A 16293-nucleotide genomic window follows, 5' to 3' on the forward strand; every position below is an offset into this window, starting at 1 on the left:
GAGCGCATGGACGTCCCTGAGCTGCTCGAATCAGCTTCCCTTCTGGCTCCGGAAGAGACCGCCACCGAGAACGACATCACGATGCGAGACATCTGGGGCTACCTCGTCCACGACGAGTGGGAGATCGCCCTGGGCCTGCTGGAGGAGCTCGGGGACGGTCGCTCGCTCCCGCTGGCGTTTTGGGAGAAGCTCGCCGACGCGGCTGAGCAGCACCGGCTTGAGCGGAGCGCAGCTTGGTGCCATTGGCGGTGCTCCGAGATCCGCAACGGCGTGATCCGGGCGGATCTGACGCTCCGTCCTGCCGCCGAGTCGCGACGCACGACGCCAATCTCCGGCGCCGGTGTTCTGCGGCCCATGTGGGACATCGGCCACCTTTCGCCCACCGGTGGACGTGCGGTCAGTATTGCCCGTCTCTGGGTTGAGGACATTCCCTATCTGGAGCCCAGCGGGCGAGCCACGGTTCGACTCGTGCCCCTCGCCCCCTCCCACTGGACGCACCTCCAGCCCGGCCAGCAGATCAACATGCACGAGGACCGAGCCGTGGCCGGCACCGCAGTCATCCTGGAGGTTCATCGCCCTGCCACCGCCATGCCCGCGGGATGACGTCGATAAGCTCACAGCCTCCGCTACTGGTGCACGTATCTCTGTACTTGGTGGAGCACTCACAGGAGTGCGCCGACAACCCGTGAAGCCAGCACGGAGGGTGGCGATCGGTGGGCACCCCTTCCTAGTGCGACGACGGGCACCTGGATGCCGGTCCGTTTTCGCGGGTGAAGGAGTTGTGTAGGCGCGGTTCGGTGAGTCGGTGCGCGTGAGTGACGATCAGGCCGGAGATGTGTAGGGCGGTGATCCAGGCGCGGTCCCGGCCACCACAACCGCGGCTGTGGCCGAGCCGGCCGGTACAGCCGACGCCGGCCCCGTATGGGTCGTCGCGTTGGGTTGGGTCTGCGGTGGCTCTTCAGCAGCGCACGCGCGCGATGTCGTCTCGGATCCACACGAGGGCGCGCCGGGGGACTGGCATGCGGGTTCCGTCCGGGGCCTCCAGTTCCATGCCGAGGGCGGCAATCGGACCTATGACTTCAACACCCTTGATGCCGTTGGGGTCTGGTTCGCGCCGGTCCAGCCACTGCTCGAAGGCTTCGTATAGCTCGCGGACTCCTGGCCAGCCGGGCCCGGGGACGAAGCGGCAGATCCACCAGGGCATGTCGACTTCGTACTGATGCAGGTCGCCGACCAGGACAGGGCCGAGCATCAAGCGCCAGGTGGGTTCCATCACGGGGACTCCAGGTCAGGTACGGAGGACGAGTGTGTGCGGCCGGTCACGGGATTCACCGGCCGGTATGCGCCGGGCTGTTGTCGCAATGCCGAAACGGTAGCCGGGGGAAGGGACGCGTCGGATAGACCTTTTGTGGACTGACGCGATACGCCCGGATACGGCAGTAGGCCGTGAAGGGGCGTCGTCACGGGAGAGGACGTGCGTATGGAGCACAGCCCGAACCGGGCGAAGGGGTCTCGATGACCGGCCGGCACCTGAAGGTGGTGGACGACCTGCTCGCGCCCGCCACCGTCCTGGAGTTTTCTGACGACCTGCGCGTGGTGGACATCGACCCGCTGCGCGTCCTCCTGGCGGCCGCGACTCGCGAACTCGTTGCCGCCCAGGAGCAGGACACCGATGTCCGGTGGGCCGCAGAGCGGCTGGCTGACCTCACCGACGCCGCCTGCCGTGACCTCGAGTACGAGCTCCGTCTCCTGCCTCTGTCTCGCGTCGTTTCCTGTGTTCCTGGATGTGGGTCTGCAGGTTTCGGGGGAGGGCGAGTTCGCGGCGCGGATCGTGGCGGAGGCAGCCGGTACGCGCAGTGTCGCGGACGTCGCCGTGCTCACGCCGGCTGTCCTGGCGAGCGATCCGGTTGCCGGGCAGGGGGTTCCGGTCCAGGAGCAGCACCCGTCTACCGGAAGCCGGGTGACACCCGGTTATGCCCGGGGCTGGGGTCGATGCCCGGCTGACGGTCGCGGTCCTTACATGTTCGTCGGCGGTCTGGGTGTCAGAGGAGGCTCGTAGGGTCATTCCATGATCGGCGGGTGGAAGGTGCCCGTGGCCAGGGCGTGTGGAGGGTGTCGGGTGGAGTGGGGGCGTAGGGAGCTTCAGGAGCGGCCGTGGTGGGTGTTGGATCCGCTGGTGGGTGTGGGGCCGGTCCGGTTCGGGATGAGCCAGAGCGAGGTGGAGGCCGTGCTTGCCTTTCCGGAGCTCGGCGAGAGGCGAGGGTCGGGCAGAGGGGTGCCCCTATCTCTTGGTCAAGCCGTGTGGGCGCCTGAGGGGCCCTCGGTGGAAGCGTCAGTCGTGTCGGCTCCGGCGTATCCGTAGGTCCAGCCGGCGGCAGTATCGGGGGCCGGGACGGCTTCGTAGATGTGCCAGGCAGCAGGTCCAGGTGTCTGACCCCGGCCGCCGCGAGTACGAAGGCGTGCGGGTGGAAGCCCGTCCTGATCGAGCTGGACGATTTTGGTCCGTCCGTTGAACGGGCCGCCGGTCACCTTGATGCCGACGGTGTTGTTGACCACCTCGCCGGCGAGCCAGCGGTGGATGAGTTTCATGTGCTCGGAATCCTCGGCCCCCATCTCCGAAGCTGATCACGCACCTGTCCGCAGGACAAGAAGGTGGGCCTTGACCCCGGGTTTTGGACACCGGAGACACTTGGATCTTGATGGTCCAGGAGAACGGAGTCCCCGTGGGGATGAAGCAGTACCCCGCCGAGTTCAAAGCGGACGCGGTCGCGTTGTACCGGTCGGGGCCGGGAGCGACGATCAAGTCGGTCGCCGGCGATCTCGGGGTGAACACCGAGACACTGCGGAACTGGATCCGGGCCGCCGACGGCCGCCGCCCCGGCTCCCACTTGACACAGCCGACCGCCTCGCAGGCCAGCGGCGACGCCGTTCAGACGGAGCTGGCCGCCGCCCGCAAGAGGATCCGCGAGCTGGAGGAAGAGCGCGACATCCTCCGCAAGGCGGCCCGGTATTTCGCGACGGAGACGCGCTGGTGAACCGCTGCCAGTTCGTTGAAGATCACCAGCGCCGTCACGGCGTGAAGCGGCTCTGCAACATCCTCGGGCTCTCGCGCTCGAGCTTCTACTACTGGCGCCGCACCGCGGCAGCAAGAGCGGCCCGGCAGGTCGTCGAAGCCGGGATCGCGGCCCGGATACGCAAGATTCATCAGGACTCCGACGGCACTTACGGAGCCCCCAGGATCACCGCCGAACTCCGCGACGAGGAGGGTCCGGTGGTCAACCACAAGCGCGTCGCCAGGATCATGCGGACCATCGGGCTCGAGGGAGTCCGTCTGCGCCGCCGGCACCGCACCGCCGTCGCGGACCAGGCCGCGTCGAAGGCACCGGAACTGCTCGGACGTGACTTCACCGCATCCGAGGTGAACATGAAGTACGTCGGCGACATCACGTACCTACCGGTCAACGGCGCGAAGCCCCTCTACCTTGCGACCGTCATCGACCTTGCCTCACGCCGTTCGGCCGGGTGGGCGATCGCCGATCACATGCGCACCGAGCTGGTCATCGACGCCCTCGCGGCCGCTGAGCCGACCCGCGGGAACCTGACCGGATCGATGATCCACACCGACCACGGATCGCAATATACGAGCAGGGCTTTCGCTGAAATCCGCAGGTCAGCAGGGGTCCGTCAGAGCATGGGCGCGATCGGGTCTAGCGCGGACAACCGCTTCGGAAAGCTTCAACGCCGCTTTCAAGAGGGAGGCGCTCAAAGGCCGGAAGGCCTGGTCGAGCGAGCGTGAGGCCAGGCTCGACGCCTTCCGCTGGCTGACCCGGTACAACACCCGACGCAGGCACTCCCGCCTCGGCCAGCGATCCCCGATCGCCTACGAGAACGCCCTCCAACCAGCAGCAACTACCCTGGCCCGAGCCGCATAGACGTGTTCAAAATCAGGGGGCAAGGCCCATCCTGCGAACAGCGAAGGCGACGGGCCACGCATAGGCCGGACCGTGCACATGCGGCCTTGGGTGGGTTGGGCCGGGAGTGGGCGGCAGTTCCGCGCGAGCGGGTGCTCGCACACTTCGCGCGGGAAGTGTGGCCCGCTGTGGCCGGTACCAGTTGGCGCCTGTACCGGCCACACGGGATGGGGCTGTGCTCAGAGGAGCCGGTTGTAGGTGTTCCAGCCGGAGCTGACGCGGGTGCGGGCGTCGAACGGGTCGGTCGGGTTGCCGGTGCCCTTGTGCAGCCACAGGACGCCCGTGGTGTCGCGGGCGACGAGGTCGGCGCGGTTGTCGCCCGTGAGGTCGCCGACGATGCTGAGCTGGTTGTAGGTCTTCCAGCCCGAGCTGACGCGGGTGCGGGCGTCGAACGGGTTGGTCGCGTTGTTGTTGCCCTTGTACAGCCACAGGACGCCCGTGGTGTCGCGGGCGAGGAGGTCAGGGCGGCCGTCGCCTGTGATGTCGGCGGAGCCGATGAGCTGGGTGTACATGTTCCAGCCGCCGCCGACCCGGGTGCGGGGCGTGTACGGGCCCTGTGGGGCTGCCGTCGGCCCGGGGGCACCACCGCAGGGCCGAGGCCAAGGCATTGCTCGACCACGTCGACGGCGCTTGCGGGCGCACCGAACTGGCGGTTACACCCACTGGCGAGCAGCTAGTGGCTCTGGTTGGAGGCGATTCACGGACGGGGTGGTGGGCTGGTGCCTACGATCGGGGCTATGCCCTCAGAGCGGGAAGTTTGGTTCCGGCTGGACGGTAAGGCCTCTGCGGGAACGGTGAGGGTACTCAGGGTACGGCGATGGTTGGGTTGGCGGTGCTGGTGCACAGCGCCGTCCGTGCTGCCCCACCCACCCCCCCCACCCACCCACCCAGTGATCGTCACCGCATTAGTCACAGCGACGATTGGCGCTGCTAAGATCCGCGAGAATTCGAACGCGGGGGGCCTCCGGAGAATTCACACCCCGGCGTCGGTATTCCCTGCACAGCCCTCCTCGGTCACTGCGTCTGCTCGCACCTCGCGCAGCAGCCCGTCCAGGAGGTCACGTGCCGCACAGCAACTCATCCCGCAAGGTTCTCGCCGGGACGGTGGCTCTCGCCATGGCCACCCTTGCCGGTCCCTTCGCGCTGCCTGCGGTCGCGGATCCCGGGGCCGGGACGGCTCGCGCGGACGCCGGGGCCCAGACAACCGCCGCTGCTGCGCTGCCTCGGGGTTCGGAAGTAGTCATGGCCGGCGCGACGGGCTTCCTCTCCTCGACTCCCGCCTACGACCTGCTGTGGACCCGGTACGCCGACGGTTCGGTCACCAACCTGGGCCGTGGCCTTTCGCAGGTGCGGATGGTCGAGGTCCACGGGTCGGTGTCCGATGTCGTGGCACTGGAACACGGCGAGATCGGTGACGCCGACCACCGGGTGGAACTGCACGACATGGCCACCGGTGCGGTTTCCACCGTGGCGCTGGGCAAGTACCGCCATTTCATGGGCGCCGTCGGTTCGACAGTGGTGACCAGCCCCTGGACAGGTGGGCAGAACACCGACTCCAGCGAACTGCACCTGCTCAGCATCGTGAACGGTGTGCAGACCGAGCGGACGGTCACCGGACTTCCCAGTGACACGCGAACAGTGGGCATCGCGTCCACCGCCCCTGGTCAGTTGGTGCTGGACTACAACCGTCTCACGGGCGCAGAGACCGACTGGTACTACGCGGTGGTCGACCTCGCCTCCGGCGTAGCAACACCTTCGAAGCTCGCCCCCTCGACGTGGGCGGACGCCGCTCTGTCCCCGAAGTATCTCGCCACCCTGCAAGGCCCGATGTTGCCGGCCACCTCGCAGTTGCGCGTGAAGAACCGTGCCACCGGCAAGGTGACGCAGATCGACACGCACCAGCGCGTAACCGAACCCATGGTGGGGCTTGCCGGGAACTGGGCTCTGTTCGGGTCCCGGACATCGCTCTCGGAGGGCTCCACCGACGAGGATTTCGCCTTCCGGGCGGTACCGGTCGGCGGGGGCGCCAGCCGCAAGATCCTGGACCACGCCACCTCGCTCGCGCCCACCCCCGACGGCGCACTGCTGGTGATGGGCGGCACCCTCGCCCAGGGCGAAGGCGTCTACCGGGTGTCCCCGGGTGCTGATGGCGCGCCGGTGGCGAAGCTGGTCGCCGGCACCGGCCAGCCGCTGGGGATCACACTCGTGAGGTCCGACGTACCCGCGGTGGCCACGCTTGACAAAGCGCCGTGGAAGGCGAGGTGGCAGCTGTCGCGCCCCAACGCGGACGTAACCCTCACCCTCCGCAACACCACGACAGGCGCCTCCAACACGTCGCACCTGAACCCCTCCGACAACACCACCGAGCCTGTCCGGATGGACTACAACGGGCGGATCCGCATCGACTGGACGGGGTGGACCAGCACCGGCTCGGCCCCCAACGGCAACTACACCTGGCAGATCACCGCCAAGCCGTACAACGGGCTCGGGCCGACACTCAATGTGAGCGGCACCTTCAAGGTCACGCGCCAGTCTGCACCCCACGACTACACCAACAACGGATCTCCGGACCTGCTGGGCCGCGACAGCGCCGGTGTGCTGTGGCGGATCGACACCGCCCAGTACCCGTGGACTCCGACGTTGTACGGCAACGCCCGGGCGAAGCTCGGCGGCGGCTGGAACACCTACGACCAGATCACCGCGGTCGGCAACATCGCCGGCGGCTCCGCGGGTGACCTGGTGGCACGCGACAGCGCCGGTGTGCTGTGGCTCTACCAGGGCACCGGCAAGGGCACCTTCGGCACCCGCACCCGGATCGGCGGCGGCTGGAACACCTACACCCAGCTGACCGGAACCGGAGACTTCTCCGGCGACGGCAGGGCAGACCTCGTAGCACGCGACCGCGACGGCTCTTTGTGGCTCTACAAAGGCACCGGCGACTGGAAGGTCCCGTACGCCGCCCGGACCGGGGTCGGCGGCGGCTGGAACATCTACAACCAGATCACCGCGGTCGGCAACATCGCCGGCGGCTCCGCGGGTGACCTCGTGGCACGCGACAGCGCCGGTGTGCTGTGGCTCTACCAGGGCACCGGCAAGGGCACCTTCACCACCCGCACCCGGATCGGCAGCGGCTGGAACACCTACACCCAGCTGATCGGCCTGGGCGACAGCAACATCGACGGCAAGCCGGACCTGCTCGCCATCGACCAGACCGGCACACCTTGGCGATACCGCGGCACCGGTAACGCGCAAGCCCCCTTCGCAACGCGCGAGGGCAGCCAAATCATCTACCCAGGTCACCGCTACAACACCATCGTCTGATTTAGACAGCGGGAGCTCAGATGCCTGCTTGGGTGCCCTGCTGCTCCAGTTCAGAGGATCTAAGCCCCGGGGCGGCACCTGACCTGCGAAGTTCTTTCCTTGGGCAGGAGTTCGTCGCAGCAGGTCGGCGCTCCAAGAACTGCCGGGCCCCGCGCAGCGTGGTGCGTAGAACTCGCTGGGTGGCCCGGCTGTCGAGGCGTACGTCGAGGGCGCCGGGGAGCCCGCTTTCGGCCCGCAGGCCGGTGGGGAGCTGGGAGAGGTCGAGCCCGTCCCGCTCGGCGATGAGGATGCCGAGTTCGTGGCGGCTCACGGCGTCGGGTCCGGCGAGGTGGTGGATGCCGGCCGCGTCGGCCGCGGCCAGCTCCAAGAGGGCGGCGGCCAGGTCGGTGACGTGGACGGGGCAGCGGATGTCGTCGGTGAACAGGATGCCGTCGCGGAGGCCAGCGGTGAGGTCGTGCACGAGCCTCTCGTGCACGGAACGCCCGTGGCCGATGATCAGGGATGTCCGGGCGACCGTTGCCTTCGGGTGCACGGCGAGGACGCCGGTTTCGGCGGCGGCCTTGGCCGCGCCATAGGGGGTAACGGGATCGGGGAGGCTGGACTCGTCGTAGTGGACGTCCGCACCGGAGAAGATCGCGTCGCTGGATACGTGGACTATGCGGCTGCCGTACTTCGCCGCGGCCATCGCGAGCCGGATAGGGCCTTCCGCCGTGGTCGGCCAGTGGGCCGATCCGCTCGACACGTTGATGACCAGCTGCGGGCGCACCTCAGACATGACGGCGTCCAGATTTCCTGCGTCCCGCAGATCGAGGTGGCGCCACACGGTGAGGGAAGAGGAGCCGGGCTTGGTCGCGTACGTCGCGACGGTCGTATGCCCCGCTGCGCTCGCCTGCCGGACCAGCTCGGTCCCGCGGAAGCCGCTGCCACCGACGATCAGAAATGTCATCGCGCCACCGTAGACCGCTCCACAACGATGAAGGCGGTCACCCAGGACTTCGGGCGACCGCCTTCAACATCAGCGTGCCGGTGGCGGCTGCCAGAGGTACCGCACATCCCCTCGCGCTCATCGTTGCGCAACCCGTCCGTCCGCTCGACCGCGACGAAGCCGTGCCGCTCGTAAAACCGGTGCGCCGCGGTGTTCACCTGGAACGTCCACAAGGTCAGCCCGTCCGGCTGTTGCTCCTTGGCCAGGTTCATGAACTGGTCGCCGAGTCCCCGCCCGCGCCACGCGGGGTCGAGGTAGAGCTGCTTCAGCTCCTCCCCGTTGAGCACCATGACCCCCACCACGTGGCCGCCGGTGACCGCGACCCAGGTCTCGTACCGCGGCACGAGCACGCGTGCGAACCAGTCCTGTACGTCGGCGTCGTCGTGCGCGCACGGCACGGTCGGCAACGCGGCGGCGAAGGAACGCAGCCACACGTCGGCCGCGGCGCGGGCGTCGGCGTCGCCGGCGCGGCGGAGAACAACGTCGTTGCTGGACATCGTGCGGTACCTCCAGCGATCCAGGGGACGGGGACGTGGTGCGAGGCTTTCGCGCGGCGCGGTGCTACTTGCCGGGGCGTCCGAGCTGGCGGACGGTCCAGCCGGCCGCGCGCCAGGGCTCCGGGTCCAGGGTGGTGCGGCAGTCGACGAGCAGGGGACGGGCCGCGCGACCTGCCAGGTCCCGGGGGTCTGCCTGGCCGTACTCGGGCCATTCGGTGGCCAGGACGACGAGCTCGGCTCCGTCGACGGATGCGGGCAGGTCGTCGGTGTAGTCCAGCTCCGGGTTGCGGGTCATGGCGGTGGCCACGGCCTGCGGGTCGTGAACGGTGACCGTGGCACCGGCCTGCTGGAGGGCATGGGCCAGCGCGAGCGCGGGGCTCTCCCGGACGTCGTTGGTGCCGGGCTTGAACGCGGCGCCCCACACGGTGATCTGTGCGTTCCTGACGGAACGGTCGCCGAGGGCGTCGCGGATGAGGTCCATGGCGACGTCGGTGCGGGACTCGTTGATGTCCTCGGCGGCGCGCAGCAGGGCGGCGGCCCGGTCGGCGCCGAGCTGGCGGGCGGAGGCGGTGAAGGCGCGGACGTCCTTGGGCAGGCAGCCGCCGCCGTAGCCAATACCGGGCCGCATGCCGCCGCTGCCGATCCGGGGGTCGATGCCGAGGATCTCCACGATCTGGGAGATGTCGCCGCCCGCCGCGTCGCACATGTCGGCGACGGCGTTGATGTAGCTGATCTTCAGGCCGAGGGCTCCGTTCGAAGAGCAGTCACGGTGACGGTTGCGCGAACGGAACCTGGGCACGGGCCCGAGTGACCCCAAGTGCATCTTGGTGAACTCAGCCGAGGGGCTGCGTTGACGGTCGCGAGCGCGAGTTCTCAGCAAACCGTTTGATACAACTGCAAACCAGTCCATCAGCAACAAATCTGGCGCGGGCCTCTGACTACCGCCAGGTCGTGGGAGGCGGTTTTCGAGTGGTGCCGCTGGATGTGCCTGCGGACGGCCGGGATATCCTCCCCGAAGTTTCGCCTGTGGGGGGCCACCGAGCAGTCGCATCCGTATGGATGCGGGGGGCTCTGGCGTCTCCGCGGCCTGTCACCGGAGATCCGATTGCACGTTCACTTCTCTGCCCGTCTGGTGCTACCCGCCGCCCTGGCCCTCGGGCTGCTGGCAAGCACCGCCATTGCACCCGCGTCAGCCGGAGCCGCTGTCCCGGCATCCGCAGCGCCCGTCACCGAACTCATCCTGGACGTGCCGAAGGGCACGGGCGGAACTGGGCCCGGATACCGCAAGACCGGCATCGCGCTGCACAGAGGTGTGCTGCGTGTTGCCGAGGACTGCAGCACGAGCAGCCCGGTCGACCGCACCAGCATCTGGCAGATTCGGTCCGCCGAAGGCAGCCTGAGCGCTTCCGCCCGGGTCGGGGGCGCCGGCACAGACGCTCCCTGCGTCACGACTGCCGTGGACTGCACTCCGCTGTGGGGCAATGCCGCCTTCGGTGGCGATGTGGTGCACGAGCGCGTGCCCGAGACCGGTGTCGACCGTCTCCGCGCGCTCGCCAGCAAGCAGGTGCTGACGTTCGACTCCACCAAGGGTGGGTCGGTGGTCGACGTCGCCGAGGGGACCGTCGTCTTCAACTCCGGTGGTTCCAAGCCCGTCCAGTACATAGCGAAGTTCGGTGAGGGGACGCTGGCCAAGCGTTCCGTGCGGGCAGCCGCCGTCATCAACGGCGGAGTGTGGAGTGCCACCGCGACGCCCGGCCGGCTGGAGTTCTGGATACACAATCAGGAGGTGAACAAGCAGTACGACATCGACGCCCCGTGCGTTCCCACCAGACTGCAGGCCCGCGACCGATGGGTGTACTGGAGCTGTGGCGGCAACGGTCCCGCCGGTGTGTTCAACAGGGACTCCGAAGTCTCCAAGCCCGCACCGAAGGGTGATGTTCTTCTGGGTGACGGGTTCACCGTCCACCATGACCACACGGCGAAGACCCTCGTGCTGACGGATGCCGTCACTGGCACCAGCCGTGTACTGGCCACCGGTGTACCGGCTGGCGGACCGGCGCTCGACCGGCGCGTCCGCTGGGACCTGGACGAGACCACTGGCCTCGTGGCCTGGATCGACGCGAGCGAGAAGATCCATGTCCGGTACTCCGACGTGGCCTATCCGCCGGCCAAGTGGGTGGCGGGGGGAGCCTCCACCGGTTTCAACAGCGAGCCTCCCGGGAACTGGGACATGCTCTTGAGCCGTCCGGTCACGGCGTGGTCCCTGACGTTCACCGACATGTTCGGCAAGACCCTCCACACAATCTCCGGGGGCGCCACGCCCGGGCGGATCAAGGTGACCTGGGACGGCAAGACGTCCTCCGGCCGCTATCTCGTCAACGGCCCCCACAGGTGGACCCTGACCGCCGTCGCGCACGGAGAATCCGGCACGACCACCATCCGCACGCTGGACTCGTGGTTCTACCTGGGTGTCGCGGCGCCGCGCGACTACGGCTCCACGGGATACCCCGACGGCACCGGTGACCTCTTCGCCTTGAGGTCCGAAGCCGACGGCACTCAGACCCTTGCGACTCGGTACGGCAACCATCACACCGGGACGTTCGAGAGGGGCACAGGGGCAAAGGGCTGGCCGAAGGGGACGACGTTCATCCCGATCAATGACATGAACGGCGACGAATGCAACGACATGCTCGTCCGCTCCGCCGACGGGAAGCTGCGCCGCTACACCCCCTCCTGCGGGCGGTATGGGGCCGTCGCTCCGGAGGATCCCAGCACGCTCATCAGTTCGGGCTGGGGCATCTACGACACGCTCGTCTCGCCCGGTGACGTCACGGGTGACGGCCGTGCCGACCTGCTCACGCGCGACACCAGCTCGGGCAAGCTGTACCTGCACGCCCAGACCAGCAGAGGACTCTTCGCCCCGCGCAAGCAGGTTCCCGGTGACTTCACCGGCTACAAGCGGATCGTGGGTGCCGGCGACCTCGACAACGACGGAATCGCCGACGTCGTTCTGCACGACACGGCCAACCGCCTCTGGCGCATGAACGGCTCGGGGTCCGGCGCATTCGCCGCACCCGTCAAGATCGCCGACAACTGGGGCAGCGCGTACAACGCCCTGGTCGGCGCTGGTGACCTCACCGCCGATCGCCGCCCCGACCTCATCGCCCGTGACACCACCGGCAACCTGTGGCGCATCGAGGGCACCGACTCGGGCACCTTCAAAGCACCCGTCAAAATAGGCACGGGGTGGCAGACGTATACCAGCATCCTCTGATCCCGGCCCGTCCAAGACTTGCCAGAACGGCTGTTCTGCGTTAGCGGTCGAGGACGAGCCAAGACCAAGCACGAGCATCCGCCCAGGCTCCGGGATCTCGGCCTCGAAGTCATAGGCTGCAACGGCTTCGAGGCTGCGGGACCAGGTCTGACCGGCATCAACGGGTTTGCACACGGCTTGGAGCGCCTTGTTCCCAAGAGCAGCAAAAGGCCTCAGAGCAAGGATCAGAAACAGGCAGTGAGCTTGACGTTTAACCTTCGGTGTCTGGTGAAGCAGGTTCGTCCCCGGCGGCAAGGGTGACTTGAGCGGTCCATGACCAGGGCTCCTGGGGCGGGTCCCAGCTCACCTCGACGTTGGTGTCGTGGAAGTCGCGGGCGAGTTCCGTCACCATCCGGGCTGCGGCGGCCCGCGCGTCTTGTGGGTCGGTGTTGGTCGGCACGTCCAGACGCCCGCAGAGCATGCCTCCTTCCATGGTGAGGACGCTGTGGTGCCAGCCCTCCGGCGTCGCCAACAGCACGATCCCCTTCGGAATGCCCCAGTCGGGCCGCTTCTTCTTCTCCTTCTTGCGTCTCACCATGTGGCTATCCAACATCGTCGCTGTTGATGAGGAAGTACCCGCCCCTGCTCCTGTCCCCACTTGGTTGCATGCTCAGTGATGAGGCTGATTCGCCCGCCAGTTGAAGGTTTGGATCTACCTTTCAGCGTGCTTTGCCAAAGAACTCGCGGACATCGCTGACGAGCAGGTCCGGGGCTTCCATCGCGAGGAAGTGGCCACTGCGGTCGAGTTCGGTCCACCGCACGATGTTGTGGTCGCGTTCGGCCCAGCGGCGGATGGTCACGTCGTGGGTGGACACCAGAACGGCGGTGGGCACCGTCCCGCGCCGGTCGGCTGCCCAGTTGTCCTGGCCGCTGCCCCAGCTGGTGTCTTGCGTGGTGTCGACGCTGGAGTCGGTGCTCCAGTCGTCGGCTGCGGTCTCGCTCCAGGCGTTCGCGGAGATTTCCTCGTAGTAGACCTGCGCGGCTGAAGCAGCGGTGCCGGTCAGCCAGTACAGCGAGACCTCGGTCAGGATGCGGTCCCGGTCGATGCTGTCCTCGGGCAGCCCATCTTCCGGGTCGGTGAGCTCCTTGAATTTTTCCACGATCCAGGCCAGCTGGCCGACAGGGGAGTCGGTGAGGGCGTAGGCCACCGTCTGCGGCCGTTTGGAGTTGCACTGCAGGTAGCCGTCGTTGACGTTCTGCATGGCCTGCCAGCGCCGTTGTTCGACTTCGGTGAGGCCGTCCATCTCGCCTTCCGCGCCGACCGGAAACGTGATCATCGCGTTGACGTGGATGCCGATGACGTGGTCCGGGGCCTGCTTGCCCATCTCCGGGGCCACCCACGAGCCGGTGTCGTAGCCCTGGACACCGTAGTGCGCGTAGCCGAGGCGGGACATCAGCTGAGTGAGAGCCCCGGCCATCGTGGCCGCGCCCATGCCCGGCCCGGCCAGTGGGGTGGAGAACGCGAACCCCGGCAGCGAGGGGACAACCAGGTGGAAGGCATCTGCCGGATCGCCGCCGTGCGCGCGGGGATCCGACAAGGGCCCGATGACATCGAGGAAATCCACCACTGAGCCCGGCCAGCCATGCAGCAGCATCAGCGGCGTGGCATCGGGCTCGGGGGAGCGCACGTGCAGGAAGTGAATGTTCTGCCCATCGATGGTGGTCATGTACTGGGGGTGCTTGTTGAGCGCCGCCTCGTGCACCCGCCAGTCGTAGGCCGTGCGCCAGTGTTCGGCGAGATCCTTGAGGTAAGCCAACGGAACGCCGCGGCCCCAGCCGACACCGGGCAGCTCGTCCGGCCAGCGGGTGGCGGCCAAACGGGAGTGGAGATCGTCGAGCTGGGCCTGCGGGATGTCGATGCGGAAAGATCGGATGCCGGGTGTCGTGTTTGCCATGGCTGTGAGACTAGGGCCCGCTTAGGTCACTTTCGGTCCTAACCTTCGGGCAGTCTGGAAGCATGCTAGAGACCTCCGGGCGGCTGCTGAAGCTGCTCTCCCTGCTGCAGACCCACCGCGACTGGTCCGGTGCCGAGCTCGCCGAACGCCTCGCAGTCAGCCGGCGCACCCTGCGCCGCGATGTGGAGCGGCTGCGCGAGCTCGGCTACCCGGTACACGCCACCCAGGGCGCCGCCGGCTACGGGCTCGGCGCCGGCCCCGAGCTGCCCCCGCTGCTGCTCGACGACGATGAGGCCATCGCCGTCGCGATCGGGCTGCGCACCGCGGCCGGCGGCTCGGTCACCGGGATCGAGGAGTCCTCCCTGCGCGCGCTCACCAAGCTGGAGCAGGTGTTGCCATCCCGGCTGCGGCACCGGGTGCACACCCTGCACACCGCTACCGTCCGGGCCGGCGCCGTCCCGGCCCCCAAGGTCTCCGCGGACACCCTCATGGCCATTGCCGAGGCATGCCGCCGACGTGAGCGGCTGCGCTTCGACTACACCAGCCCCCGCCGCGGCTACAGCATCCGCTCGGTCGAGCCGCACAGCCTGGTCAGCTTCGGGCGCCACTGGTACCTGGTCGCCTGGGACACCGACCGCACCGACTGGCGCACCTTCCGCGTCGACCGGCTCACCCCACGCACTCCGACCGGCCCACAGTTCAGCCCCCGCGAACTTCCCGACGGCGACGTGGCCACCTATCTGGCCCACCAGCTGTCGTCGCAGACGTGGCCCTTCCAGGCCACCATCACCCTGCACGAGCCCGCCGCAGCGGTCGCCGATCGCGTCTGGCCCGGGATGGGCGTCATCGAACCCGTCGACGACCACAGCTGTCTGCTGCACCTGGGCGCCGGTACCCCCCGCGACCTCGCGTGGATGATCACCTCGGTCGACGCCGACTTTACTCTCACCAACGCCCCACCTGAACTTGCCGACGCACTACGCACCCAAGGCACCCGCTGCCTGAATGCCGTACGCGAGGTATAGGTCCCCCCGCGTTTCATGCGGAGCCCGGTTCAGGAACACCGTCCGCCCAGGTGCGGGCCAACTCGCGGGCGAGTCCGGACGAGCGACGCTCCGCTGTGACGGGCGCGTTGGCGGCAATGAGTTCGCCGTGCAGTCGGGTGACGCTGGTGCATCCCTCGGCGAATCGCCGCTCCACGTAAGGCTTGTAGGGGTCCAGCCTGCTGGGACGGGGCCGGTTCTCGCGGATGGTGTCCTGCCAGCGTGCGGCGTTCGCGTACCGGAGGACGGTGTTGAGGCCGCAGCCCAGGTGTCGGGCGATCGCCCGGCGTGAGTGGCCTTGGGCGAGGAGCTCGTGGACCAGTGCGCGTGCCGCCTTCTTCCGCTCGGCTCGTCGGCCAGCGGGCTCCGAGTCGTCCTGCGGCCGACCTGAAGCCCCTCCGGTGGCCTCCGGCAGCATGCTGCTGGATGAAGGATTGCGCAGGCAGTCGCGATGGGCGGCGACGCAGGTCTCCACGGCTCGGCCGAGGCCCTGCCACAGACGGAACCGGTCAGCGACCTGCAGGGCGTCGGGGGCGCCACGCCGGGCACCCTCGGCGTAGGCACCCGCCCGGTCCCGGCAGATGATCTCCACGCCGGGGTGGCGGATCAGCCAGGTGGCCAGCGGCCCGGCTTCACGCGTGGGGAGCACATCGACCACGCGATGGTCTTCGACGCTGGTCAAGACGGTGGAGTAGGTCTGGCCGCGGCGGATCGCGAAGTCGTCCACGCCCAGCACCCGCGGCGTGCTGAACCTTGGATCGGGCAATGCCATGACCCTGCGTATCAAGGTCATCCGACCCGCGCCGAAGCCCAGCTGGGCAGTCAGCCGAGCGCCTGCCCGCCCGGCCAGCGCGAGCCCCACTCGCTCCAAGGCGTGGTTGAGCCGCGTGGTGAACCGTGCGTGCGGGGCGGCGAGCCGCGAGAACGGCTCGGCGAACGTCCGGCGCGGGCAGTCCGCCGCTCGGCAGATGAAGCGCCGGACCGTCAGCCGGATCACAAAGCCCTGCTCAGCGAGTGGAAGGTCCTTCAGCTTGCGCTGGTATCGGTCGTGGACTCGATCCGAGAAGCGGCCGCAGTCCGGACAATCAGCGCCAGCCGCGCGGCCTCTTGCCACCACCTCGACCGTGCCGAACGCGGCCGTAACCGCCTCGACATCCACATCGTCGATCCCCTCGAACACCAGCGAGTCCCAGAACGGTGCATCGGTCTGCATGACCAGCACCATCACCGCCCACAACCGACCACAGCAGCGGCCGACAGGTACCTGA

12 protein-coding genes and 2 pseudogenes are annotated in these 16293 nt (G+C 68.2%); 5 read left to right on the top strand and 9 right to left on the bottom strand.

Translation table 11 applies throughout. The features are described from left to right. The first annotated feature begins 6 nt into the window (after positions 1–6). Positions 7–603, top strand: a complete 597-nt coding sequence (locus ACFWBW_RS16665) for a hypothetical protein (RefSeq protein WP_385373025.1) — start codon at positions 7–9, stop codon at positions 601–603. Positions 604–958: 355 nt separating this feature from the next. Here ACFWBW_RS16665 and ACFWBW_RS16670 read toward each other — a convergent pair whose 3' ends face one another. Then, a complete protein-coding gene (locus ACFWBW_RS16670) occupies positions 959–1276 on the bottom strand; it encodes a hypothetical protein (protein WP_385373027.1) in 318 nt (105 codons plus the stop codon). Positions 1277–2292: 1016 nt separating this feature from the next. After that, entirely contained in the window at positions 2293–2589 is a 297-nt protein-coding gene (locus ACFWBW_RS16675) for a hypothetical protein (RefSeq protein WP_385373029.1), read from the bottom strand. A 134-nt stretch (positions 2590–2723) separates the two neighbouring features. Between ACFWBW_RS16675 and ACFWBW_RS16680 the strand changes: the two are divergent. After that, positions 2724–3932, top strand: a pseudogene (locus ACFWBW_RS16680) (IS3 family transposase). Positions 3933–4150: 218 nt separating this feature from the next. Here the strand turns inward: ACFWBW_RS16680 and ACFWBW_RS16685 are convergent. Then, positions 4151–4483 carry an FG-GAP repeat domain-containing protein gene (locus tag ACFWBW_RS16685; RefSeq protein ID WP_385373031.1) on the bottom strand — a complete coding sequence of 111 codons (333 nt, stop codon included), beginning with the start codon at positions 4481–4483 and terminating at the stop codon, positions 4151–4153. 730 nt (positions 4484–5213) lie between these two features. On the opposite strand from ACFWBW_RS16685, the gene ACFWBW_RS16690 reads away from it, so the two are divergent. Further along, positions 5214–7292: an FG-GAP repeat domain-containing protein gene (locus ACFWBW_RS16690; protein WP_385373033.1), complete on the top strand. Its 2079-nt coding sequence runs from the start codon at positions 5214–5216 to the stop codon at positions 7290–7292. A 16-nt stretch (positions 7293–7308) separates the two neighbouring features. Here ACFWBW_RS16690 and ACFWBW_RS16695 read toward each other — a convergent pair whose 3' ends face one another. The 3 genes and pseudogenes from ACFWBW_RS16695 to ACFWBW_RS16705 form a co-directional block, all read right to left on the bottom strand. Then, complete coding sequence (locus tag ACFWBW_RS16695) at positions 7309–8238, bottom strand: SDR family oxidoreductase (RefSeq protein ID WP_385373035.1); 930 nt, start codon at positions 8236–8238, stop codon at positions 7309–7311. Positions 8239–8307: 69 nt separating this feature from the next. After that, positions 8308–8774: pseudogene (locus ACFWBW_RS16700) on the bottom strand (GNAT family N-acetyltransferase). Positions 8775–8838: 64 nt separating this feature from the next. After that, the gene (locus ACFWBW_RS16705) at positions 8839–9573 is read right to left on the bottom strand and encodes a UDP binding domain-containing protein (RefSeq protein WP_385373037.1); all 735 of its coding nucleotides are present in this window, start codon (positions 9571–9573) and stop codon (positions 8839–8841) included. A gap of 333 nt (positions 9574–9906) precedes the next feature. On the opposite strand from ACFWBW_RS16705, the gene ACFWBW_RS16710 reads away from it, so the two are divergent. Next, a complete protein-coding gene (locus ACFWBW_RS16710; protein WP_385373039.1) occupies positions 9907–12048 on the top strand; it encodes an FG-GAP-like repeat-containing protein in 2142 nt (713 codons plus the stop codon). Between the two features lie 250 nt (positions 12049–12298). Here ACFWBW_RS16710 and ACFWBW_RS16715 read toward each other — a convergent pair whose 3' ends face one another. Continuing rightward, positions 12299–12625: a hypothetical protein gene (locus ACFWBW_RS16715; protein WP_385373041.1), complete on the bottom strand. Its 327-nt coding sequence runs from the start codon at positions 12623–12625 to the stop codon at positions 12299–12301. 121 nt (positions 12626–12746) lie between these two features. Next, positions 12747–13982 (bottom strand): epoxide hydrolase family protein, encoded by a 1236-nt coding sequence (locus ACFWBW_RS16720; RefSeq protein ID WP_385373043.1) that lies wholly within the window; start codon positions 13980–13982, stop codon positions 12747–12749. Positions 13983–14044: 62 nt separating this feature from the next. Between ACFWBW_RS16720 and ACFWBW_RS16725 the strand changes: the two genes are divergently transcribed. Then, positions 14045–15007 carry a helix-turn-helix transcriptional regulator gene (locus ACFWBW_RS16725; RefSeq protein ID WP_385373045.1) on the top strand — a complete coding sequence of 321 codons (963 nt, stop codon included), beginning with the start codon at positions 14045–14047 and terminating at the stop codon, positions 15005–15007. 13 nt (positions 15008–15020) lie between these two features. Here the strand turns inward: ACFWBW_RS16725 and ACFWBW_RS16730 are convergent, their stop codons facing one another. Beyond that, a complete protein-coding gene (locus ACFWBW_RS16730; protein WP_385373047.1) occupies positions 15021–16238 on the bottom strand; it encodes an ISL3 family transposase in 1218 nt (405 codons plus the stop codon). Positions 16239–16293: the final 55 nt, after the last annotated feature.

It is taken from the genome of Streptomyces sp. NPDC059957 (assembly GCF_042730015.1).
Classification (GTDB): Bacteria; Actinomycetota; Actinomycetes; order Streptomycetales; family Streptomycetaceae; genus Streptomyces.